The organism is Williamsia maris (genome assembly GCF_024171815.1).
GTDB lineage: Bacteria > Actinomycetota > Actinomycetes > Mycobacteriales > Mycobacteriaceae > Williamsia_A > Williamsia_A maris.
Map to the genome: position 1 here is coordinate 141,400 of NZ_JAMTCJ010000003.1, position 21,176 is coordinate 162,575.

Below are 21,176 nucleotides of genomic sequence, written 5' to 3' on the forward strand. Positions count from 1 at the left end.
CGGGACGACTCCGCTGTGGCGTCATCACGGGTGGTTTCGGGACTCAGGGCGCAACGAGTGACATGGCGATCAGGACCACGACCATGGTGATCATCAGCGACAGGTCCAGCCGGACCGGACCGAGCGGGATCGGCGGCAACAGCCGACGCAAGGCCTTGATCGGCGGATCCGTGGTGGTGAACACCGCTTCGATGACCACCACCGAGAATCCGGTGGGCCGCCATTCCCTGGCGAATGTCCGCACCAGTTCGATCACGAGGCGGCCCAACAGCAGCAGCCAGTAGATGAACAGGAGGTAGTAGATGACCTCTCGCGCTATCGTCACGCGTCAACTCTGCCTGATTCGGTCACGGTATGAGAAAACCGCTGGTCCAGACGCTGGGACCGTCGATCTCAGCTGTGATTGTAGAAGCCGGTCTCGGCGATCTTGCGACGATCCTCGGCCGAGACGTCGATGTCGGCGGGCGAGAGCAGGAACACCTTCGTGGCCACCTTGTCGAATGCGCCACGGAGCGCGAACGCGAGCCCCGCGGCGAAGTCGACGAGACGCTTCGCGTCCTCGTTGCTCATCTCGACCAGGTCCATGATCACCGGGCTGCCGTCGCGGAAGCGCTCACCGATGGTGCGTGCCTCGCTGTAGTCACGCGGACGCAGAGTGGTGATCTTGGCCAACGGGTTGCCCTCCTCGAACACACGGTCCAGCGACTCGTGGCTGTCCATGGCGAGCGCACCACGGGTGGTGGTCCGACCGGCACCGCGCGGGACGCCGCCGGCGCGGGCCGACATGCCGCCACCACCGAGGGGCTCGAGACGGCTCGGGCGACCCAGACGTTCCATGGGCGCCGAACGCTCGGCCATCACGCGGTCGGCGACCGACGAACGCACCGGGCCGGCGTAGGCGTATTCGGGGACGCGGTCGAATTCGACCTCGTCGCCGTACTCGTCGGCCTCGAATCCGCGGTCGGTCCGGTAGGAGGACCGGCCGTAGTACTCGTCGCGGTAGTCGCGCTCGTAGCTGTCGCGGCGGGGATGACCCGGCTCGTCGAGGTAGTCGTCTTCATAGTCACCGGGCGGGACCATGCCGAAATATGCCTTGAACTTCTGCATAGAGCTCATCGTTGGAGTTCCTCACCCTTGGTGCGCCCTGGGGACGGGTTGTGACTGAAATTCGTGGGAGTGCTGGTGTTGCTGGTTCGTATGTGACTCATGTGATCTAGGGCGACACTATCGGCCGAGAACCCATGATCGCGGTACCGACACGCACGCACGTCGATCCGTGTGCCACGGCTTCTTCGAGGTCACCCGACATGCCCGCGGAGAACTCGGTCGCGTCGGGATGACCGACGAGGAATCGTTCGCGGATCTCGGCTGCCGTCGCCATCCACTGCTCGGCCGTGCCCTCCTGAGGTGCGATGACCATCAGCCCGCGGAGGCACAGGGCCGTCGCGGCCTGCACCTGATCGGCGAGCGCGTCCAGGTGGGCCGGCATCACACCACCGCGGTCGGGCGCACCGTCGAGGTTGATCTGCAGCAGTACATCCAGTGGCACCGATCGCTCGCCGGAGTCGAGCGCCTTCGTCGCGGCGTCATCGAGTGCGTCGGTCAGACGAATGGTGGCGAGGGAGTGCACGCGGTCGGCCCACCGGCCGACGGTCTTGGCCTTCTTCGTCTGGATCTGCCCGATCATGTGGAAGGCCAGTGGGTCGGTCACCTCCGAACGGACCTCGGCGGCCTTCCGACCGGCCTCGGGTTCGCGCGATTCACCGAAGGACCGGCACCCGAGGTCGACGAGGGCCAACACGTCGGAGGCCGGGAAGAACTTGGTGACCACGAGCAGCTCGACGTCGTCGGCGTCTCGGTCGGCCGCGACGCACGCGGCCCGCAGTCGGTCCTGGGCCGACTCCAGTGCGGTCGCGAGCGCGCCGACGCGTGTGACGTCCGGGCGCGTCATGCGCGACCGGTGGTGTCCATCCAGATCACCGACGCGAGACGGCCGGTGGGGGCGCCGCGGCGATGACTGAACAGGGTGGGATCGGTGATGGTGCACCGCGGGTCCTGGGCGACCGCGGGGATTCCGGCGGCCAACAGCTGACGCCGGATGCCCGCGCGCAGGTCGAGGCCGGGCGTCCCGCGCTCGGTACGACTGGCGCTGCCGGGTAGGTGCGCCTCGACGTCGGCCTGCATGTCGGCGGGCACCTCGTACTTGTCACCACTGGCGGCCGGTCCGAGGAACCCTCCGATGCGCTCGGGGCGGGCACCGCAGGAGATCATCGCCTCCAGCAGCCGCGGGATGATCCCGATCCGGGCCCCGATGCGTCCGGCGTGGGCGGCGCCGATGACACCTGCGGTGTCGTCACTGAGCAGCACCGGTACGCAGTCGGCCGTCACGACCACCAGGGCGAGATCGCGAACCGTGGTGACCAACGCGTCGGTGGCGGGGACTGGCTCGTCCCTGGGGCCGTCGATGATGACGACGTTGCGGCTGTGGATCTGTTCCATCCACACCATGCGATCGGGACCGACGCCGATCTTCTCGGCCAGACGGATCCGGTTGGCGCGGACGGCGTCCGGGTCGTCGCCGACGTGGTCGCCGAGGTTGAACTCGTCGTACGGGGATCGGGAGGCACCACCCTTGCGCGTGGTGGTGACCCGACGGACCCGCATGCCGGCGCCGTCACCGGGCCGAACCGACACCTCAGCGCTTCATGAACGGCGGGACGTCGACGTCGTCGTCGTCCAGCGTGACCGCATTGCGGCGCGGTGCGGGTGCGTCGGCGAAGGGGTCTCCGGGCGCGGTGCCCCGATCCCCGAACACCGACGAGCCCGAGTTGACCGTGCCCGCCGAGGCCGACTCGACCGTGCTGTTCCCGGTGGCGACGGTGGGCCGCGGCTTCTGGGATCCGGCGTCGAAGCCGGCCGCGATGACGGTGACGCGTACCTCGTCGCCGAGGTTGTCGTCGATCACGGTGCCGAAGATGATGTTGGCGTCCTCGTGCGCGGCCTCCTGGACCAGCGTCGCGGCGTTGTGGATCTCGAAGAGGCCGAGGTCGCTGCCGCCGGCGATCGACATCAGCACGCCCCGGGCGCCGTCCATGGACGCCTCGAGCAGCGGAGAGTTGATGGCCGCCTCTGCGGCCTTCTTCGCGCGGTCGTCCCCGCGTGCCGAGCCGATGCCCATCAGGGCGCTGCCGGCGTCCTTCATGACGCCCTTGACGTCGGCGAAGTCGACGTTGATCAGGCCGGGGGTGGTGATGAGGTCGGTGATGCCCTGCACGCCGTTGAGGAGCACCTCGTCGGCACTGCGGAACGCGTCCATCAGGGAGACCGCGGCGTCGCCGAGCTGCAGCAGACGGTCGTTGGGGATGACGATGAGGGTGTCGCACGATTCGCGCAGCGACGCGATGCCCGCGTCGGCCTGACCGCCACGACGCTTCCCCTCGAAGGAGAAGGGGCGGGTCACGACACCGACGGTGAGCGCACCCATCTTGCGGGCGATGCTGGCCACGACGGGAGCGCCGCCGGTACCGGTACCGCCGCCCTCCCCCGCGGTCACGAACACCATGTCGGCGCCCTTGAGCAGTTCCTCGATCTCGTCCTTGGCGTCATCGGCGGCGCGACGACCCACCTCGGGGTCGGCACCGGCGCCCAGTCCACGGGTCGAGTCGCGACCGACGTCGAGCTTGACGTCGGCATCGCTCATCAGCAGCGCCTGAGCGTCGGTGTTGATGGCGATGAACTCGACGCCCTTGAGTCCCTGCTCGATCATGCGGTTGACAGCGTTCACGCCACCGCCGCCGATTCCGACGACCTTGATGACGGCCAGGTAGTTGTGCGGTGGCGTCATGTGAGACTCGCCTTCTTGTCGATCGGATGCCTCGGGGCTCGGATGGGAGTGCACAGCCGCCGGACAAAACCCTCAACCTAAACCATAGGCTTAGAGTTATGTCAAGTAGATGACTGTTGGGGGAAACGCTAGGCAGGAAACCCGCCGACGTCGCGCAGGCTGGCGGCGTGTCGCGCAGATCGGTCCCCGTCGACCCGTCCTGACGGCGTCCGCCGCCGGAGGGATCAGCGGAAGGTCGGGTACTCCGGCGCGGAGACGTTGTATTCCGTACCGTCCCGCGGCAGCAGGAAGCGCAGTGTCCGCGCCTTGTCCGCTCCCCTGTCGGCGTCGCCCCACACGACGAGCTTGCGATCGCGCAGGGTGAGGCGGACGTCGGACGGCGAGGACGCGGCGACCGAGACGACCTGTCGGGACAGGAAATCCGGGAGGCCGGCGACGACCTCGAGGGCTGAGCGCCGGGCCGCGTTGGAGGCCTCGGAACCCGTGGTCAGACGCGGCAGCGCGGGGGCCTTGGGCTGCTGGGCGAAGTCGACCCCGTCGACGTCGTAGAGGTGAGCGGTCCCCGACCGGTCCTCGAACGCCACGGCGGTCCGTTCGACGACGGTGATGTCGATGGTCGACGGGTAGCCGCGGGCGACGCGCACGGTCTTGATCCGCGGGATCGCGGCGATGCGCTGCGCGGCGGGTCGGGTGTCGACCTGCAGCAGCGGTGTCCCCGTCGCGATCCGGGCGGCCGCGACGATGTCGTCGCGACTGACCACCGACGTCCCCGACACCTCGACCGAACGCACCGACATCAGTGGCGTGAAGTACGCCACCAGCCCGGCCGCGACCAGCAGGATCACGGTGAGAACGGTGCCGATGAGCATCCGGGTGCCGCGCACGGGACGTCGTCCGGCCCGACGTGACAGCGTGCCCGCGGCCGGCCCGTTCTCGTGATCGTCCGGATCGACGTCGCGGTCGTCGACGTCGTCGTACCGGTCGTCGAACTCGGCGTCGGGATCGCGGCGGAGGTCACGGTCGTCGCGACCGCGTTCGGATCGTCCGCGCATTCGAGGCATCGTCTGATTGTCGGGCATGTCAGTCTCCTCGTCGGGCCAGCGCGTCGACGATCTCCGGTCCCTGCATCGTGATGTCGCCGGCGCCCAGGGTCAGGACGACGTCACCGGGTCGGGCCAGACCGGCGACGGTCTCGGCCACCTGCGACAGATCGGCGATGAACACGACCGGGACGCTCACCTGCGCGGCGATCGTCCGGCCGCTGACACCGTCCAGCGGCTCCTCGCGTGCCCCGTAGACGTCGAGGACGACCACCTCGTCGGCGAGGTCGAGGGCGTGCGCGAACTCGGTCGCGAAGGCGGCGGTGCGTGAGTAGAGGTGGGGCTGGAACACCGCGATGACCCGTCCCCCGGTGGTGTCGGCCACCAGCTCGCGGGCCGCGGTCAGCACGACGGTCACCTCGGTCGGATGGTGCGCGTAGTCGTCGTAGACGGCGATGTCGCGGACCCGGCCACGCAGTTCGAACCGGCGGTGCACCCCGGTGAACGTCTCGACGCCGTGGACCACGTCGTCGACCGGCCCACCCGCGGCCACCCCGGCCGCGATGGCACCGAGGGCGTTGAGAGCCATGTGCACACCCGGGATCGCGAGTGCAACATCGCGTTCGACGACGGAGGCGTCCGCCACCTGCGGTCCCAGCGGGGCCCGCAGGGCGATCCGGGCACGGCCACCGACACCGTGGACCTGCCAGTCGAGCAGCACCGCGCAGTTCTCGACCATCGGGACGCGGTCGGCGAGGCGACCGAACCCGTAGCCGAGCACCGACACCCCGCGCTCGATCAACCGCGGCGCGGACCGCTCGGCGAGTGCGACCGCACCCTCGTCGTCGAGGCAGATGACCAGGGTGCCACCGGCGTCGAGGCGGTCGAGGAAGTCGTCAAACACCGCGACGTACGCCTCCACCGTGCCGAAGTGATCGAGGTGGTCGGACTCGACATTGGTCACGACGACCACGTCGGGGCGGTACTGCAGCAGTGAGCCGTCGCTCTCGTCGGCCTCGGCGACGAAGATCTCGCCGCTGCCGTGGTGCGCGTTGGTGCCGGACTCGTTGAGTTCGCCGCCGACGGCAAAGGACGGGTCGAGTCCGCAGTGCTGCAGGGCCACCACCACCATCGACGTCGTGGAGGTCTTGCCGTGGGTGCCCGCGATCAGGACGGTTCGGTAGTCATCCATCAGGGTGGCCAGGACGGCGGGCCGCAGGATCACCGGGATCCCGCGCCGATTCGCCTCCACCAGTTCGGGATTGGTCTTCGGGATCGCGGCGTGGGTGGTGACGACGACGGTCGGGCCACCGGGCAGCAGGTCCAGCGCGGCCGGCGAGTGCCCGATCTGGACCTGGGCGCCGCGAGTCCGCAGTGCGAGTACGCCGCGACTCTCCTTGGCGTCGGACCCGGACACCTGAGCACCCCGACTGAGCAGGATGCGGGCGAGCCCCGACATGCCGGCCCCGCCGATGCCGACCATGTGGACCCGCGAGAGTTCCTCGGGCAGCGCAGGGACCCCCGAGGGTGCGGTCGGGTCGTCGTGCGTCTCGGACACGAGCGTCACCGCTCGTCTCGGAACGCGCGCGCCAACTCCAGGCCGGCGGCCGCGACCGCCGTGGCGGCGTCGGCGTGGCCGACCTGCCGTGCCCCGCGGGACATCTCTGCGAGTCGGGCGGTGTCGGCGAGCAGGTCGGGCACCGTCGAGGCGACCCACTCGGAGGTGAGGTCGGCGTCGTCGAGGAGGATCCCGCCGCCCGCGGTGACCACCGGCAGGGCGTTGAGACGCTGTTCGCCGTTGCCGTGCGGCAACGGGACGTACACCGCGGGCAGTCCGGTCGCGGAGATCTCCGCGACCGTCATCGCCCCGGATCGGCAGACCACGAGATCGGCTGCGGCGTAGGCGAGATCCATGCGTTTGAGGTATCCCACCGAGATGTACGGGGGTGCTCCCGGCGGCGAGACCGGGGTGATCGCGTTCTTGGGTCCGTGCGCGTGCAACACACCGACCCCGGCCGCACCGAGTGCGCCCGCCGCGTTCGCGACCGCCTCGTTGATGGTCCGTGCGCCCTGCGACCCGCCGAACACCAGCAGCGTCGGGGCGTCCTGGTCGAGTCCGAAGTAATGCCGTGCCTGCGCGCGGGTGGCGGCGCGATCGAGTCCGGTCAGCGATCCGCGGACCGGGATTCCGACCACCTCGGCGTCGAGGCCGGAACCGTCGACCGCGGCGAGCACCCGCTGGGCGAATCGTGCGCCGACCTTGTTGGCGATGCCCGCACTGGCGTTGGCCTCGTGGATGACGACCGGCACCCGCGCCCCGCCCTTCATCCGGCCCCGCGCGGCGAGGTAGGCGGGCAGCGCGACGTACCCGCCGAAGCCGATGACCACGTCGGCGCGGACGGCGGCGAGGATCCCGCGCGTCGCACGCACCGACCGCCGCAGACGCAGGGGCACCGAGAACAGATCACGGTTGACCTTGCGCGGCAACGGGACCGGCGGGATGAGTTCGAGGGTGTAGCCGCGCTCCGGCACCAGGGTGCGCTCGAGACCGCGTTCGGTACCCAATGCCGTGATGCGCGCGGTGGGGTCCAGGATGCGCACGGCGTCGGCGACCGCGAGGGCCGGCTCGATGTGCCCGGCCGTGCCCCCACCGGCGACGACCACCGACACCGGGTCGTCGGCGCTGCGTCGGCGGGTCATCGGCGCGCCCTCGACGGCGCACCGCGACGTGGTTCGGCGCGGTGGGTCTCACGACGCGCATCGGTGCGCCAATCGTGTCGCGGGTCGTATTCGCCGGTGGCGAAATCCGGTGGGGTGGTGCGGTATCGGGCCCGTGGTTGCGATGGGCCCGTACGTTCCCGGACCCGTCCGGATCGCTGCTGCGGTTGCCGTACCGGCTCGGGGTGGCCACCGAAGCCGAAGTACGAGGCCGGGTTGCCGCGCGGTGCCCGCGAGGTGTCGGCGACCGGTCGCTTGCGCGGCGCCGACCGCCCGTCCCCGACGTCGCGACGGGCACGCCAGGCCTGGACCCGGGTGGGTGCGTAGGTCTCCGGCTGCGGCAGCCGCAGGAAGCGCCCGATCCGGCCGTCGTCGCCAGCGGCCAACGCGGCGACCGCCTCGGGTTCGTGGCGGGCCGCGTTCGCCAGCAGGCCCAACATCACCAGGACGGTGAACGTCGACGTGCCACCGGCCGACAGCAGCGGGAGCTGGATACCGGTGACCGGCAACAGCCCGATCACGTATCCGATGTTGATGAGCGCCTGTGCGCTGATGAGGATGGTGATGGTCGCGGTCATCAGGCGCAGGAACGGGTCGACGGCGCGCAGCGCGATGCGCAGCCCGACGAAGGCGAGCAACACGAACAGGGCGACGACCAACAGGCCACCGATCAGTCCGAGTTCCTCACCGATGATCGCGAAGATGAAGTCGTTGTGCGCGTTGGGCAGGTAGTTCCACTTGGCCCGGCTCTGGCCGAGACCCACACCCCAGGTGCCGCCGTTCGCGAGCGCAAACTGTGCCTGTCGCGCTTGGTATCCCGCGCCCTGGGGGTCGTTGATGTTGCCGAGGAAGCTCTGCACGCGCTCGGAGCGGTATCCCTCGACCATCGCGAGCAGCACGGCCAGGCTGATACCGGAGATGACGAAGACCGCGAACACCTTGAGACTGAGGCCCGCGAACCAGAGCAGGGTGCCCACGATGATGGCGATCGTGATCGTCGTGCTCAGGTTCGGTTCAAGCATGATCAACGCGCACACCAGGATCGCGACCGGGATGAGCGGGACCAGCAACTCGCGCAGCGACGCACGGTCGCGGATGCGTGAGGACAGCAGGTGCGCTCCCCACACGCACAGGGCGAGCTTCACGAGTTCGGACGGCTGCACCGACAACCCGGCGACGACGAACCAGCGTCGTGCGCCACCGCTGAGCGTGCCGACCCCCGGGATGAGGACCGCAACCAGCATCAGGGTGGTGACGATGATCGCCGGCGCGGCCATCTTGCGCATGTAGCGCACCGGCATCCGCAGGGCGACATAGAACAGGATCGTGCCGAGCACGGCGAAGACCACCTGGGTGGTGAACAGCCCGTAGGCCGAGCCGTTCTTGGAGTAGCCCTCCACCGACGACGCGGAGAGCACCATGATGAGGCCGAAGACGGTGAGCAGCACCGTGAGCGTGATGATCAGATGGAACGACGCGAGGGGTCGACGCAGCACGGCGTCGATGACTCCGCGCGGTCCGTCCCACCAGGATCCGGCGCGGCGGGGGGTCGAGGTACCTGCCCCGGCGGTGGCCTCGGATCCATCTGCGGCGAGGCTCACGACGCCGTCGTCCCGTCGTCGAGGGGCGCGGTCGCACCGACGGCCAGCGCACCGTGGGCGAACGCGTCACCGCGCTCTCCGTATCCGCTGAACATGTCCAGCGACGCCGCGGCGGGGGCGAGCAGGATCGCGTCGGGGCGGTCGATGTCGGCGGCGGCCAGATGCCATGCGATCGCCACGGCCGCGTTCATCACGCGCCCCGCCGTCCCCAGTGCGGGATCGGCTGCGGACGCGGTGATCGCACGCAACGCATCGGTGCTGGTGGACGGGCTGTGCGCACTGTCGGCGACGGCATCGGGCAGAACCGGCGTGGCTATCACCCGGTCATCGTCTCCTGTTAACAGTGTGACTGTTGGGATTGAAGGGGCGTGTCGCGCAATCGCGGCGGCGAGCAGATCACGGTCGGTTCCGAGCAGCACGACCGCCGCGAGCCGATCAGCGGTCTCGACGACGAGGTCGTCGACCGCCGCGCCCTTGAGCAGTCCGCCCGCGATGAGCACGACCCGGCGGTGTGCGCGGATCGACGCGGCGGCAGCGTGCGGGTTGGTCGCCTTGGAGTCGTCGACGAACTCGATGCCCTCGAGTGTGGCCACCACCTCGCCGCGGTGGCGGCCGGGACGGAACCCGGCGAGCCCTCGCTCGACGTCGTCGGCGGTGACGCCCACCGCGCGACACAGCGCTGCCGCTGCGAGGGCGTCGGTCAGGCCGGACGGCCCCACGGGTCGGATCGACGCGGTCGTGCCCACCGGAACGCCGGCGTCGCCTCCGAACGCGCGGTCGACGAGATCGCCCCCGACCACGCCCACCTCGCCGACGGCCGGCTCGCCGAGTCGGACGGCGACCGTCCGCGCACCGGGGGTGGTCGCCGACAAGGCACCGGCCACCGGGTCGTCGGCGCCGACGATGGCGATCTGCCCCCGCAGCGCACCGGACTTCGCCGTGACGTAGGCGCCCATGGAGCCGTGCCAGTCGAGATGGTCCTCGGCGATGTTGAGCACAACGCCGGCGTCCGGGACCACCGACGGGGCCCAGTACAGCTGGAACGACGACAGTTCGACGGCGAGCACGTCGACCCGTGGGTCGAGGGTCAGGGCGTCGAGCACGGGCAGGCCGATGTTGCCGCACGCCGCGACCGACCGCGGCGACGCGGCGACGACCGCCTCGACCATGGACGTCGTCGTGGTCTTGCCGTTCGTCCCGGTGATCACCAGCCAAGTGCGCGGTGCACCGAGCAGTCCGCTGTGATCGACACGCCAGGCGAGTTCGACCTCTCCCCACACGGGCAGCCCGGCCGACCGCGCCGCGGTGACGACAGCGGAATCGGGGCGAAAGCCCGGCGACACGACGACGAGGTCGAACGCGGTGACCGACTCCCGGGTGACGGAGTCGGTGGAGATGACCTCGACACCCGCGTCGGCGAGGACCGGACGGGGGTGGGTACGTCCGTCGCAGACGGTGACGCGGGCGTCGTGCGCGGCGAGGAACAGCGCCGCGGAGACCCCCGCGGTACCGGCCCCGGCGACCAGGACACGCAGGCCGGGCAGGGATGGGAGCTGATCGGACGCCGGGACGGCGGCCACGTCAGCCACCGTTGGAGGCCAGGAACTCGCTGTAGAACAGGGACAGACCCAGCGCGCAGGCGATGGCGGTCAGCAACCAGAACCTGATGATGACCGTGGTCTCGGCCCAGCCCCCGAGTTCGAAGTGGTGGTGGAACGGCGCCATCCGGAACACGCGACGGCCGGTGGTCCGGAAGAACGCGATCTGCAGCACCACCGAGACGATCTCGGCGACGAAGAGCGCGCCGACGACCACCATGAGCAGTTCGGTGCGGGTGGTGATGGACAGCCCGGCGAGCATGCCGCCGAGCGCGAGCGACCCGGTGTCGCCCATGAAGATCTTTGCCGGCGCGGCGTTCCACCACAGGAAGCCGAGACAGGCGCCGCCGCCGGCCACCGCGATGAGCGCGAGGTCGAGCGGGTCGCGGACGTGGTAGCAGCCGGGGCTCACGTCGCCGCCCACCTTGGGTCCGCCCGCGCACGCGTTGCGGTACTGCCAGAACGTGACGAGCACGTACGACCCGAGGACCATGGCCATCGAGCCCGCGGCCAGTCCGTCGAGTCCGTCGGTGAAGTTGACCGCGTTGGACCAGGCCGCGACGACGAGCCAGCAGAAGATGACGAACGCCACCGACCCGAGCGTCACCGCAGGGATGTCGCGGACGTAGGACAGGTTCGGACTCGCCGGGGCGTCGCCGTTGCCGTTGCGGAAGTTCAGGGCGAGGACGCCGAAGAGGAGTGCGGCGATGAGCTGGCCGACCGACTTGGCGGTCTTGTTCAGCCCGAGGTTGCGCCCCTTGCGAATCTTGATGAAGTCGTCGAGGAAGCCGACACCGCCGAGGACGGTGGCCAGCGACAGGACGAGCACACCGGAGGCGCTGGGCCCCTGGCCGCCGTTGAAGGCGCCGACGATGTGCGAGGCCCAGTAGCCGGCCCACAGGGCGACGATGATGGCAACGCCACCCATCGACGGTGTCCCTCGCTTGGTCTGGTGGCTCTGCGGCCCCTCGACCCGGATCTCCTGGCCGAAGCCCTGCCGGGAGAAGAACTTGATCAGAACCGGCGTGAGGAGGATGGACACCGCCAACGCGACGGCGCCCGCTATCAAGATCTGCGTCACCTGCTCAGTCCCATCCGTCGCCCTGCCTCACGCGTGTCCCCCGCCGCCGACCGGTGTTCTCACCGATCGGGCGCCGCCGTCAGGGTCGCAGTCCATCGGTCGCTATCCAACAGGGCATTCGTCACTGCCGACAAATCGCCTGCCCGACCCGCTGCGACGAGCACGACGTCGCCGTCGCCGATCTGGGCGTTCAGGATCTCGAGGGCTGCAGTGGCGTCGGCGACGAGCAGCGCCTCCTCACCCCATGACCCCTCCATCACCGCCCCCTGGTGCAGGGCGCGCACCGACCTCGACTCCCCCACGCTGATGACGGTGTCGACGGCGAGGCGGACGGCGAGACGGCCGACGCGATCGTGGGCGAGCGCCCGGTCGTTCTCGTCGGCGAGTTCAGGTGCGTCGAGTTCGGCGATCACCGCCCAGCTGCGTCCGACACCCCGATCGCGGGTCATCCCGACGAGGTCGCGGATCAGACCCCGGACGGTGTCGTGGTCGATGTCGGTCCCGACCCGACCGCCGGTGTCGAGAACCCAGATCCCGCTGTCGCTCATCGTGCCTCGTTCCCGTGCGTCGCCAGTGCCCCGGCGAGTACCGCACGATCGTCGAACGGCGTCTTGACCCCGCGGATCTCCTGCCCGGTCTCGTGTCCCTTGCCCGCGATCAACACGACGTCGCCGGTACGCGCCCAGGCGACGGCGTGGGCGATGGCCGCGGCGCGGTCGCCGATCTCGACGATCGGTTCCGATCCGGCCGGACGGTCGGCGTCGGCGATGTCGGTCGCGCCCGCGACCACCGCCGCCCGGATCGCCGCGGGGTCCTCGTCGCGGGGGTTGTCGTCGGTGATGACGACCAGCTCGGCGCCGCGTGCGGCGGCGGCGCCCATCACCGGTCGCTTGCCGGTGTCGCGGTTGCCGCCGGCACCGACGACCACCGCGACGCGGCCGGAGGTCTGGGCCCGCAGGGTCGAGATGACGGCGTCGAGAGCGGCCGGCTTGTGGGCGTAGTCGACGACCGCGAGGAAATCCTGACCGGCGTCGACGAGTTCGACACGTCCGGGGACGCGGACGTCGCCGATCCCGGAGACGGCGTCGGCGATGGACACGCCCGCGGTGTGGGCGACCGCGACGGCGATCAGGGCGTTGGCGACGTTGTACCGACCGGGCAGCGGCACGACCATCGTGTGGGTCTCGCCCACCGGATCACGGACCGACACGACCTGCGAACCGTCGTCGCGCGAGTCCGACGGCCCGGCGAACCACTGTGCCGCACCGGTGCGGGTGGAGACGGTGACGACGCCGGGGCCGACGATCTCGGCCATCCGCTGCCCCCACTCGTCGTCGACGCAGACGACCGACCGGTTGGCGTGTTCGGACGAGGTGGAGCGGAACAGCAACGACTTCGCGTCGAAGTAGTCCGCCATCGTCGGGTGGAAATCGAGGTGATCCTGCGACAGGTTCGTGAACGCGCCGATGGCGAAATGGCTCCCGCGCACCCGGCCCAGTGCCAGCGCGTGACTCGACACCTCCATCACCACGGTGTCGACGCCCTTCTCGAGCATCGCGGCGAACAGGCCCTGCAGCGCGGGCGCCTCGGGCGTGGTGAGCGAACTGTTCTGTCGCACACCGGCGATCCGGGTCTCCACGGTGCCGATCAGCCCGACCGTGTGGCCGGCGGCCATCAGCGCGGCCTCGGTGAGGTAGGCCGACGTCGTCTTGCCCGAGGTGCCGGTGATGCCGATCAGACGCAGGCGCAGTGACGGATTGGCGTAGACCCGGGCGCTGACCGCTCCCAGCACACTGCGCGGGTCGGGGTGCACCAGCAGGGCCAGGTCGGATCCGGCGGGGACGGTGGGCTCGATGATCGCGGCGCCGGCCGGGTCGGTGAGGACCGCCACCGCGCCGGCCGCGATCGCGTCGGCGGCGAAGTGTGCGCCGTGCACGCGTGCGCCGGGCAGGGCCGCGAACAGATCCCCGCCGATGACGTCCTGCGCACGCAGGGTGACGCCGGTGACCCCGAGTTCCCCGGTGGCGGCACCGATGAGATCGAGTCGGGCGTGACACGACGTCGCCAGTACCTGCACCGGGTGCGGCTCGACAGTCGTCGGCCGGGTCGGATCGGGGGTGTGTCGTCTGGCGGCGGCCATGGTCCGTGCACCCTCCTCCATCGACTGCGAATGATCCGTCTCGAACGGCTCGGCGGCAGCCGCGAGCCCAACGGTCAACATACTGCGCCCACCGACGGCGTCGTCCACCGCCGCGGGCCGCGACATCTCGACGGCCCGGACGGCTAGGTGCCCTGCAGGACCAGCTTGGGAGTCGGGGCCGACGACAGCGGGATCCGCTCGCGCTGCAGCATCCACGACGCGATGGTCTCGAAGAGCGGCGCGGCCGACTGACCGCCGGTGCCGTCGCTGCTGCGCGACGGGTTGTCGAGCATGATCCCGACGACGAACTTCGGGTGGTCGGCGGGGGTGATCCCGGCGAAGGTGATGTTGTAGCTCGAGTTCGAGTAGCAGCCGCAATTCGGGTTGACCTGCTGTGCGGTGCCGGTCTTGGCGCTGACCTGGTAGCCGGGGATCGCGCCCTTGGAGCCGGTGCCCTGCTGTTCGCCGGTGGGATCGGACTGGACGATGGCGCGGAACATGTCGCGCACCGTCGTCGCGGTCTGCGGGCTGACGACACGGACGCCTGCGGGCGCGTCCGGTGCGTCGCTCCCGGACACCGACTTCAGGATCCGGGGCGGCACACGCAGACCGTCGTTGGCGATGGCCTGGTACATGCTCGTCATCTGCAGCAGCGTCATCGAGAGACCCTGTCCGATGGGCAGGTTGGCGAAGGTGCCGCCGGACCACTGGCTGCGGGCCGGGACGTCGCCCGCACTCTCGGCGGGCAGGCCGACGCCGGTGCGCTGCCCGAGTCCGAAGCGCTGCAGCATGTTCGCGTACCGGTCCTCGCCGATCTGCTTGGCCAGCATCAGGGTCCCGACGTTCGACGACTTACCGAAGATCCCGGTGGTCGTGTACGGCGCGACCCCGTGCGACCAGGCGTCGTTGACCGTGACGCCGGCCAGCGAGATGTTGCCGGGGACCTGGTGCACCTGGTTCGGGGTGGTGACGCCGTACTCGATGGCCGCGGACGCCGCGACCAACTTGTTGACCGACCCGGGTTCGAAGGGTGAGGTGACCGGCAGGTCGCCCAGCTGCGCATTGCCCTGCTCGGCGATGGGTTTGGCCGGGTTGAAGGTGTTGTCGTTGGCCAGGGCCAGCACCTCACCGGTCTTGGCGTCGAGCACCACCGCGGAGGCGTTCTTCGCCCCGGAGCGGTCCTTGGCCATCTGGACCTGCTGCTGCACGAACCACTGGATGTCGGAGTCGATGGTCAGCGCGACGGTCTTGCCGTTCTGCGCCGGGTGCACGTTGCGGGTGCTGCCGGGGATCACCGCGCCGTCGGAACCACGGTCGTAGGTCTGCGAACCGTCCGCGCCGGCCAGGCTGGAGTCCATCGACGACTCGAGGCCGATGAGCCCGTTGCCGTCGAAGTCGACGTCGCCGACGATGTTCGCGGCGAGCGGGCCGCCCGGGTAGAGACGGATGTCCTGACGTTCGGCGCCGACCTCGGGGAACTCGTCGGTGATCTTGCCCGCTGCCTCGGGGCTGACCGATCGCGCCAGATAGACGAAGGTCTCGTTGCTGGTGAGCTGTTGGAGCACCGAATCCGCCGAGACCGCACCACCGAGGGCATCCTGGACGCCCTGGGCGATCTGCTTGAGTCGGGTCGAGGCATCGGGCGACGACGCGTTCTTCGCGTGCGCCTCGTCCATCGCCTTGCGTTCCTTGATCGGCTGGAACGTCAGCGCCTTCGCCTCGTCGGTGTAGGCGATGGGGTTGCCGTTGCGGTCCTCGATCGCGCCGCGTTTGGCGGGGAGCACCTCGGTCACGGTGCGCTGATCGGCCGCCTCGGCCGACAGTCCGGAGGACTCGACGGTCTGGACCATGAGCAGCTTGCCCGCGACCAACGCGACGGCGACTCCGAGGACCACGACACCGAGACGGGTGCGTGTGATGAACTGCGCCACACCGTCACCGCGGGCGGTCACGGTCGCATCCGACCGGATCGGGCCGGAATGAGCGCGACGTGGGTGGCCCGTCGAGTCCGCACGGTTACGGGCACCGGAGCGCGTCGAATTGCGTGCGCTCGACGGTGGCCGGCGGCGGTTTCCCGCGCTCACCGTGCGCGTCCCGAGAACAGTCCGGTGGTCGACCGGTTGGTGTCGGTGCTCGTCGTCATGACCTCAATTGTCCACTCTGTAAACGATTTCGACGCACACCCGACTCGGCGTGGCGCGGCCGGGAGATCATCGCGCCTGCTCTGACGGCGCGGTTTGCGTGCCGGGGGTCTGCGGTGCCACGGCCGTGGATCCGGACGTCGCGGCCGGGGCCTGCGCCTGGGGCAACACGTTCGCGGCGATCGGTCCGGACGGTTGGGCACCGTCGCCGCTGAGATCGGCGCCCGGGGCGGTCTGCGTCGAGGTGTTCTGTGTCGGGTTGTCACCGGTTGCCGAACCCGGTTGCGGGACAATGGTGTTGCGGGTCGACCCCCCGGTCAACGACGGTGCGGGTGAACCGGTCGCGGCGGTGATCTCCCCCACCACACGACTCCTGCCGTCGGCTCCGACGACCAGGCGGGCGACGTCCTTCGCCGGGATCATGCCCTGTTTCGTTGCCTTCTCGGCGATCTCGGGTGCGGAGTTGCCCGCTTCGAACTCTTTCTTGAGCGCGTCGCGACGGTCCGAGAGATCCTGGTTGTTCTGCTTGGCAACAGACAGCTCGTAGGAGTCCTGCGCCGCCGTGGTCGACAACCACAGGGTCAATCCCAGTCCGACCGAGAGGATCCCGATCACCAGGACGACGAACGGCACCCGTCGCACCAGGTCGCCGGGTGAGCGGGTGACGCGGCGCAGGAAGTTCTCGTCGGTCCGACGACGCCCGGCGATGGTCGCGGTCGAACGCTGCGTCGCGCGCTTGCGCCTGCGGTCGATCGCACGCTGCGCCGCGGGTGACCGGTTCTCGCGCGGACGGTCGGCGACACCGGTTCGGTCGGCGCGCCGACGACCGTTCGTCGCCGCCGCCTCGTCGAGGTCGTCGACCGGCCCCTCGTCACCGATCGTGACACTGCCGTCGGTGACGGTCATCGCTTCTCCCTGCTGATCTCGATGCGTTCGACGGCGCGCAGACGTACCGGCGCCGACCGCGGATTGGACTCGATCTCTTCGTCGTCGGCCTGCTCGGCGCCGCGCGTCACCGCCGCGAACTCGGGTGCGGTGCCCGGCAGGTCGAACGGGAGACCGGGGGGCGAGCTGGATGAGATGCGTTCGGTGAACTCGCGTTTGACGATGCGGTCCTCGAGCGACTGGTAACTCATCACCACGAGCCGTCCACCGACCGCGAGAGCGTCCAGCGCGGCCGGCACCGCGCGCCGCAGCGAGTCCATCTCACCGTTGACCTCGATGCGCAACGCCTGGAACGTGCGCTTGGCCGGGTGTCCCCCGGTCCGTCGGGTCGCCGCGGGGATGGCGCGATAGAGCAGCTCGACCAGGCGTGCGCTGGTATCGAACGGGCGAACCTCGCGCTCGCGCAACACCGTAGACGCGATCTTACCCGCGAACCGTTCCTCGCCGTACTCCGAGAGGACCCTGGCCAGTTCGCCGTGGCCGTAGGTGTTGAGGATGTCGGCGGCGGTCAGAGGGTCGTCGGCGTTCATGCGCATGTCGAGTGGGGCGTCGACCGAGTACGCGAACCCACGCTCGGCCTGGTCGAGTTGCATCGACGACACCCCGAGGTCGAGGAGCCCGGCCTGGTAGGTGTCGTGGCCGGTCTCCGCCAACACCTCCCCGATCTCGTCGTAGCGGTTGCGCGCATACGTGATCCGGTCGGAGAAATCGGACAGTCGCTGCGTCGCCGAGGCGATGGCGTTGTGGTCGCGGTCGATGGCGACGACGTGCACGCCGGGGAAAGTGGTGAGGACGAGTTCGCTGTGTCCGCCCGCGCCGAGGGTGCCGTCGACGAACACCGCGCCGGCGCCGTCGGGAGAATCCGCGGTGAGCGCCGGGGTGATCAGGTCGAGCATGCGTGCGGCCATCACGGGCACGTGACCGTGCTCGCCCGATCGTCTGGCCACGGAACGCCTCTCCGCCTGCGACGGGATGTTCCGTCGGTGGTGCTGTGGTGCGGGACCCGGTCGCCGGCAGCACGAGGTGTGCCCGTGCTGTCGGCGGGGCCGGTGGGTTCGTGCGGTGAGTCCGGGTCCCTGCCCGGCGACGTACCTGGCGCGGGGGAAGTGCGCCAGGGTCGTCATGATGCACCTGGCACTGGGGAAGTGCGCCAGGGTCATCTCGGGCAGAGGCCTCGACTCGCCGTCCGACATCGTGCTAACCAGCTGGGGTTCGGGGTACTGCGTCCGTCACAGGATTGCTCCGAGTGCGGGGTTGTCCGCACGAGAGAAGCTCTCCTCGTGCTGGTTGTCGTACTGCTCCCAGGCGTCGGCGTCCCAGATCTCCACGTGATCGATGTTGCCGATCACGACGCAGTTCTTGGTCAGCCCGGCGTACTCCCGGTGCTTGCCCGACAACGTGATCCGCCCCTGAGCGTCCGGGGTCATCTCCTCGGTGCTCGACGCCAAGCCACGCTGGAACATGCGCGCCTTCTCGTCGACCTTGGATGCAGCGGCGGCACGTTGCGCGAGGCCCGTGAAGTCGACGGGGAGGTAGATCGCGAGGCAGCGGTCCTGACCACGAGTCACCATCATCCCTTCCGCCAACTGATCTCGGATCTTCGCGGGAAGCGTGAGCCGTCCCTTGTCATCCAACTTGTGCGTGTAGGTGCCGAGAAACATGTCGACACCTCCTGCCGGGCAGAGGAGCGAGTCCGGCACTCCCTTCCTCCGAGCACCACAGTACCCCACTTCCCCCCACTTTCCACCCCCATATCGACGCCCGCGGATCGACGTCTGGCATCGGGGCAGTTCAAGGCCCATAAATGGCGTGGGAGGGATTCGTGTACATCACGCGTTCGGCCTACCCCTCACCTGGGGTTTTGCGACGCGAAAGCATCCCGACGGCCACGATTCGGGCCGACGGGGTGCGTGGTGGTGCGAAGTGGGGAATCAGGGGGTGGACACAGACGACAGCAGCCGCGCATCGATGTCGATGCGCGGCTGCTGTCGTGGCGTGTGTGGAGTGGTGTTACTCCTGCTCGAAGCGACGGTTGAAACGTTCTTCCATGCGCTCACTGAACTTGCGTGAGGGTCCGCCGCGAGCGCGACGCCCACCCGAGGACTGAGACGTCGGTCCCGTTGCCTCCGGCGCCGACGACGATCCGACGCCCCAGAGAGCGAACAGACCGGCCGCGAACATCACCAGGAAGCCCACGAGACTCAGGATCGGGAACCCGCCGACGGTGAAGTCGACGACCAGACCTCCGATGAGGAGGACCAGACCGATGACGAAGACAACTGCAGCCTGTAGACGACGGCGAGCCGTCGATCCGCCCATGCGACGACGACGAACGTTCGACGCGAACTTGGGATCTTCGGCGTACAGCGCGTTCTCGATCTGTTCGAGCATTCGCTGCTCGTGCTCCGAGAGTGGCACCGCCCCTCCTTCAGCACTAGGTCCGTGGCCGGACGACTCGAGCGGTTGTCCGGAACCGTGTTGTCCGGGCAGCCCTGGCCCGCGTTACGGGCCGTTGACACGATGATACGAGGTGATCGACAACTCGACCACTATTACCCGCCCCGAGTTCCAATCGACCTCGACGAGGCGGCCGATCCGGACCCTCCCGTGGGCCGTTCGGCACTCATGCCGACCGCGCCGGGTTGTGGGCGGGAGAGGTCGGGCCGGGGCGGCCCTGTTCGTATGCGAGCACCTGCGCCTCGACGTCGTCGAGGAAATCCTGGAGGCGCGCACGCGTCTCGCGAACCCGCAGCGCATCGACGTCGCGGACGATGCCGACCTCGATGTCGGCGCGCAGGCGCGAGAGTCCGGCGAAGTAGGTGGCCCAGGTGGTCATGGACGGGATCGCCCGCGGCAGCCGTGCCCAGGCGTTCGACGTCCCGCGACGGGGGCCGAGCGAGGACTCGCCGATGGCCAGTGCCGCGCCGGCCGCACGCAGCGCCGAGACGTAGAGCTCACGGAGCTGGTCGGCGGGGCCTGCCGCGTCGGCGGCCAGGTCCGCGAGTGAGTCGGCCTTCTCGAGGAGGTCACGTGCGCGGGTCACCACACGTGGATCCGGTGTCGTCCGCTGTGGTGCGGCCATGTCGATCACCCCTTCGATGTGCATTCACTCTGTTCCAACACGTCCGCGTCCGGTGTGCATCCGATCCGCGACGTCAGATCGATCACGTCCGTGTCGAACCGATGTCTGCAGGTCTACTCGGCACCACCGACACAACCGGTGTACGACGATGATGTGGTCGTCGACCGACCCGGCGGCAAACGCTTCCCTCGTTCACCGCCGAGCCGACCGTCGGTCGTCGGGTAACGATTGACTCGTCGCGGAGGTTGAGTATTCGAACACCCGTTCGACATATTCAATATAGCCATCCCCCGCACAGGTCTCAAGAGGAGGCGATGAACTCGTGTCCATCCGCTTGGTCGACCTCACAGCCGACGACGTCCACCGATGGTTGGGGCCGGCGCTCGACGTGTACGTCGCGGCGATGAACTACCCCCGCGGCACCCAGACGTATCGCACCCCGCTGTGGCGGGACCACATGAACCGTCCGGGGTGGCAGGCCGTGGGTGCTGTGCAGTCGACCGTGTCGACACCGGTGAGCCCGGCGGGTACGAGCGCCGGTGATCCCCCGACGCTCGCGGGGTCGACCACCGAGACGCTGATCGGCATCGCCTACGGCTACCGGGGCGCCGAGGATCAGTGGTGGAACCAGCAGCTGCGTGCGGGACTCCGCCTCGGCGGGTACACACGAACACAGATCGACGACATCACGCGCAACTATTTCGAGCTCACGGAATTGCACGTGCACCCGTCGATGCAGGGCACCGGGACCGGTCAGCGGATGCTGACCCGGCTTCTGGCCGACCGCCCGGAGGACAGCGTGCTGCTGTCCACCCCGGAGGTGCCCGGCGACGACAACCGCGCCTGGCGTCTGTACCGACGACTCGGCTTCGGGGACATGCTGCGCCATTTCGGTTTCACCGGCGACCCGCGCCCGTTCGCGGTACTCGGCCGTCGCCTGCCCATGAACTGACGGCCCCGCACCTTCAGGGCCACCGACTTCACGG

Annotated in this window: 20 protein-coding genes; 1 reads left to right on the forward strand and 19 read right to left on the reverse strand. The window is 69.4% G+C overall.

The annotated features are described in order from the left end of the window. Window positions 1–43: 43 nt before the first annotated feature. The 19 genes from LX13_RS13980 to LX13_RS14070 form a co-directional block, all read right to left on the reverse strand. A complete protein-coding gene (locus LX13_RS13980; protein WP_188490150.1) occupies window positions 44–325 on the reverse strand; it encodes a YggT family protein in 282 nt (93 codons plus the stop codon). 68 nt (window positions 326–393) lie between these two features. Beyond that, window positions 394–1,116, reverse strand: a complete 723-nt coding sequence (locus LX13_RS13985; RefSeq protein WP_253661955.1) for a cell division protein SepF — start codon at window positions 1,114–1,116, stop codon at window positions 394–396. Between the two features lie 97 nt (window positions 1,117–1,213). Further along, window positions 1,214–1,951, reverse strand: coding sequence for a YggS family pyridoxal phosphate-dependent enzyme (locus tag LX13_RS13990; protein WP_253661956.1), 738 nt, complete (start codon window positions 1,949–1,951; stop codon window positions 1,214–1,216). Next, entirely contained in the window at window positions 1,948–2,664 is a 717-nt protein-coding gene (pgeF, locus tag LX13_RS13995) for a peptidoglycan editing factor PgeF (RefSeq protein WP_253662750.1), read from the reverse strand. The genes LX13_RS13990 and pgeF overlap by 4 nt, the downstream gene beginning before the upstream one ends. A 31-nt stretch (window positions 2,665–2,695) precedes the next feature. Next, a complete protein-coding gene (ftsZ, locus tag LX13_RS14000; RefSeq protein WP_253661957.1) occupies window positions 2,696–3,844 on the reverse strand; it encodes a cell division protein FtsZ in 1,149 nt (382 codons plus the stop codon). A gap of 224 nt (window positions 3,845–4,068) precedes the next feature. Further along, entirely contained in the window at window positions 4,069–4,923 is an 855-nt protein-coding gene (locus LX13_RS14005) for a cell division protein FtsQ/DivIB (protein WP_253661958.1), read from the reverse strand. A 1-nt stretch (window position 4,924) separates the two neighbouring features. Further along, window positions 4,925–6,367, reverse strand: coding sequence for a UDP-N-acetylmuramate--L-alanine ligase (gene murC / locus LX13_RS14010; protein WP_253662751.1), 1,443 nt, complete (start codon window positions 6,365–6,367; stop codon window positions 4,925–4,927). 80 nt (window positions 6,368–6,447) lie between these two features. Then, window positions 6,448–7,584: an undecaprenyldiphospho-muramoylpentapeptide beta-N-acetylglucosaminyltransferase gene (murG, locus tag LX13_RS14015; protein ID WP_253661959.1), complete on the reverse strand. Its 1,137-nt coding sequence runs from the start codon at window positions 7,582–7,584 to the stop codon at window positions 6,448–6,450. Next, window positions 7,581–9,203, reverse strand: a complete 1,623-nt coding sequence (gene ftsW / locus LX13_RS14020; RefSeq protein ID WP_253661960.1) for a putative lipid II flippase FtsW — start codon at window positions 9,201–9,203, stop codon at window positions 7,581–7,583. Before ftsW ends, murG begins: the two co-directional genes overlap by 4 nt. Next, window positions 9,200–10,783, reverse strand: a complete 1,584-nt coding sequence (murD, locus tag LX13_RS14025; RefSeq protein WP_253661961.1) for a UDP-N-acetylmuramoyl-L-alanine--D-glutamate ligase — start codon at window positions 10,781–10,783, stop codon at window positions 9,200–9,202. The genes ftsW and murD overlap by 4 nt, the downstream gene beginning before the upstream one ends. Before the next feature lies 1 nt (window position 10,784). Then, window positions 10,785–11,882 carry a phospho-N-acetylmuramoyl-pentapeptide-transferase gene (gene mraY / locus LX13_RS14030; RefSeq protein ID WP_188490143.1) on the reverse strand — a complete coding sequence of 366 codons (1,098 nt, stop codon included), beginning with the start codon at window positions 11,880–11,882 and terminating at the stop codon, window positions 10,785–10,787. Between the two features lie 59 nt (window positions 11,883–11,941). Further along, entirely contained in the window at window positions 11,942–12,430 is a 489-nt protein-coding gene (locus tag LX13_RS14035; RefSeq protein WP_253661962.1) for a UDP-N-acetylmuramoyl-tripeptide--D-alanyl-D-alanine ligase, read from the reverse strand. Next, a complete protein-coding gene (locus LX13_RS14040) occupies window positions 12,427–14,022 on the reverse strand; it encodes a UDP-N-acetylmuramoyl-L-alanyl-D-glutamate--2,6-diaminopimelate ligase (RefSeq protein WP_253661963.1) in 1,596 nt (531 codons plus the stop codon). Before LX13_RS14040 ends, LX13_RS14035 begins: the two co-directional genes overlap by 4 nt. 143 nt (window positions 14,023–14,165) lie before the next feature. Beyond that, window positions 14,166–16,106 (reverse strand): peptidoglycan D,D-transpeptidase FtsI family protein, encoded by a 1,941-nt coding sequence (locus LX13_RS14045; RefSeq protein ID WP_372499913.1) that lies wholly within the window; start codon window positions 16,104–16,106, stop codon window positions 14,166–14,168. A gap of 126 nt (window positions 16,107–16,232) precedes the next feature. Further along, window positions 16,233–17,069: a cell division protein FtsL gene (ftsL, locus tag LX13_RS14050; RefSeq protein WP_253661965.1), complete on the reverse strand. Its 837-nt coding sequence runs from the start codon at window positions 17,067–17,069 to the stop codon at window positions 16,233–16,235. Beyond that, entirely contained in the window at window positions 17,066–18,016 is a 951-nt protein-coding gene (rsmH, locus tag LX13_RS14055; RefSeq protein WP_253662752.1) for a 16S rRNA (cytosine(1402)-N(4))-methyltransferase RsmH, read from the reverse strand. Before rsmH ends, ftsL begins: the two co-directional genes overlap by 4 nt. A 321-nt stretch (window positions 18,017–18,337) precedes the next feature. After that, complete coding sequence (gene mraZ / locus LX13_RS14060; RefSeq protein ID WP_253661966.1) at window positions 18,338–18,769, reverse strand: division/cell wall cluster transcriptional repressor MraZ; 432 nt, start codon at window positions 18,767–18,769, stop codon at window positions 18,338–18,340. Between the two features lie 349 nt (window positions 18,770–19,118). Beyond that, window positions 19,119–19,526, reverse strand: coding sequence for an SCO2097 family morphological protein (locus LX13_RS14065; protein ID WP_253661967.1), 408 nt, complete (start codon window positions 19,524–19,526; stop codon window positions 19,119–19,121). 205 nt (window positions 19,527–19,731) lie between these two features. Further along, window positions 19,732–20,190, reverse strand: a complete 459-nt coding sequence (locus tag LX13_RS14070; RefSeq protein WP_253661968.1) for an SAV_6107 family HEPN domain-containing protein — start codon at window positions 20,188–20,190, stop codon at window positions 19,732–19,734. A gap of 322 nt (window positions 20,191–20,512) precedes the next feature. Here LX13_RS14070 and LX13_RS14075 point away from each other — a divergent pair, with 322 nt between their 5' ends. After that, a complete protein-coding gene (locus LX13_RS14075; protein WP_253661969.1) occupies window positions 20,513–21,142 on the forward strand; it encodes a GNAT family N-acetyltransferase in 630 nt (209 codons plus the stop codon). Window positions 21,143–21,176: the final 34 nt, after the last annotated feature.

Coding starts and splice junctions, on each gene's coding strand:
- murG (WP_253661959.1), bottom strand. CDS start 7,584: ATGACCCGCCGACGCAGCGCCGACGACCCGGTGTCGGTGGTCGTCGCC.
- mraZ (WP_253661966.1), bottom strand. CDS start 18,769: ATGTTTCTCGGCACCTACACGCACAAGTTGGATGACAAGGGACGGCTC.
- LX13_RS14040 (WP_253661963.1), bottom strand. CDS start 14,022: ATGGCCGCCGCCAGACGACACACCCCCGATCCGACCCGGCCGACGACT.
- murC (WP_253662751.1), bottom strand. CDS start 6,367: ATGGTCGGCATCGGCGGGGCCGGCATGTCGGGGCTCGCCCGCATCCTG.
- LX13_RS13985 (WP_253661955.1), bottom strand. CDS start 1,116: ATGAGCTCTATGCAGAAGTTCAAGGCATATTTCGGCATGGTCCCGCCC.
- LX13_RS14035 (WP_253661962.1), bottom strand. CDS start 12,430: ATGAGCGACAGCGGGATCTGGGTTCTCGACACCGGCGGTCGGGTCGGG.
- ftsZ (WP_253661957.1), bottom strand. CDS start 3,844: ATGACGCCACCGCACAACTACCTGGCCGTCATCAAGGTCGTCGGAATC.
- rsmH (WP_253662752.1), bottom strand. CDS start 18,016: ATGGCCGCACGCATGCTCGACCTGATCACCCCGGCGCTCACCGCGGAT.
- LX13_RS13990 (WP_253661956.1), bottom strand. CDS start 1,951: ATGACGCGCCCGGACGTCACACGCGTCGGCGCGCTCGCGACCGCACTG.
- pgeF (WP_253662750.1), bottom strand. CDS start 2,664: ATGCGGGTCCGTCGGGTCACCACCACGCGCAAGGGTGGTGCCTCCCGA.
- LX13_RS14005 (WP_253661958.1), bottom strand. CDS start 4,923: ATGCCCGACAATCAGACGATGCCTCGAATGCGCGGACGATCCGAACGC.
- LX13_RS14070 (WP_253661968.1), bottom strand. CDS start 20,190: ATGGCCGCACCACAGCGGACGACACCGGATCCACGTGTGGTGACCCGC.
- ftsL (WP_253661965.1), bottom strand. CDS start 17,069: ATGACCGTCACCGACGGCAGTGTCACGATCGGTGACGAGGGGCCGGTC.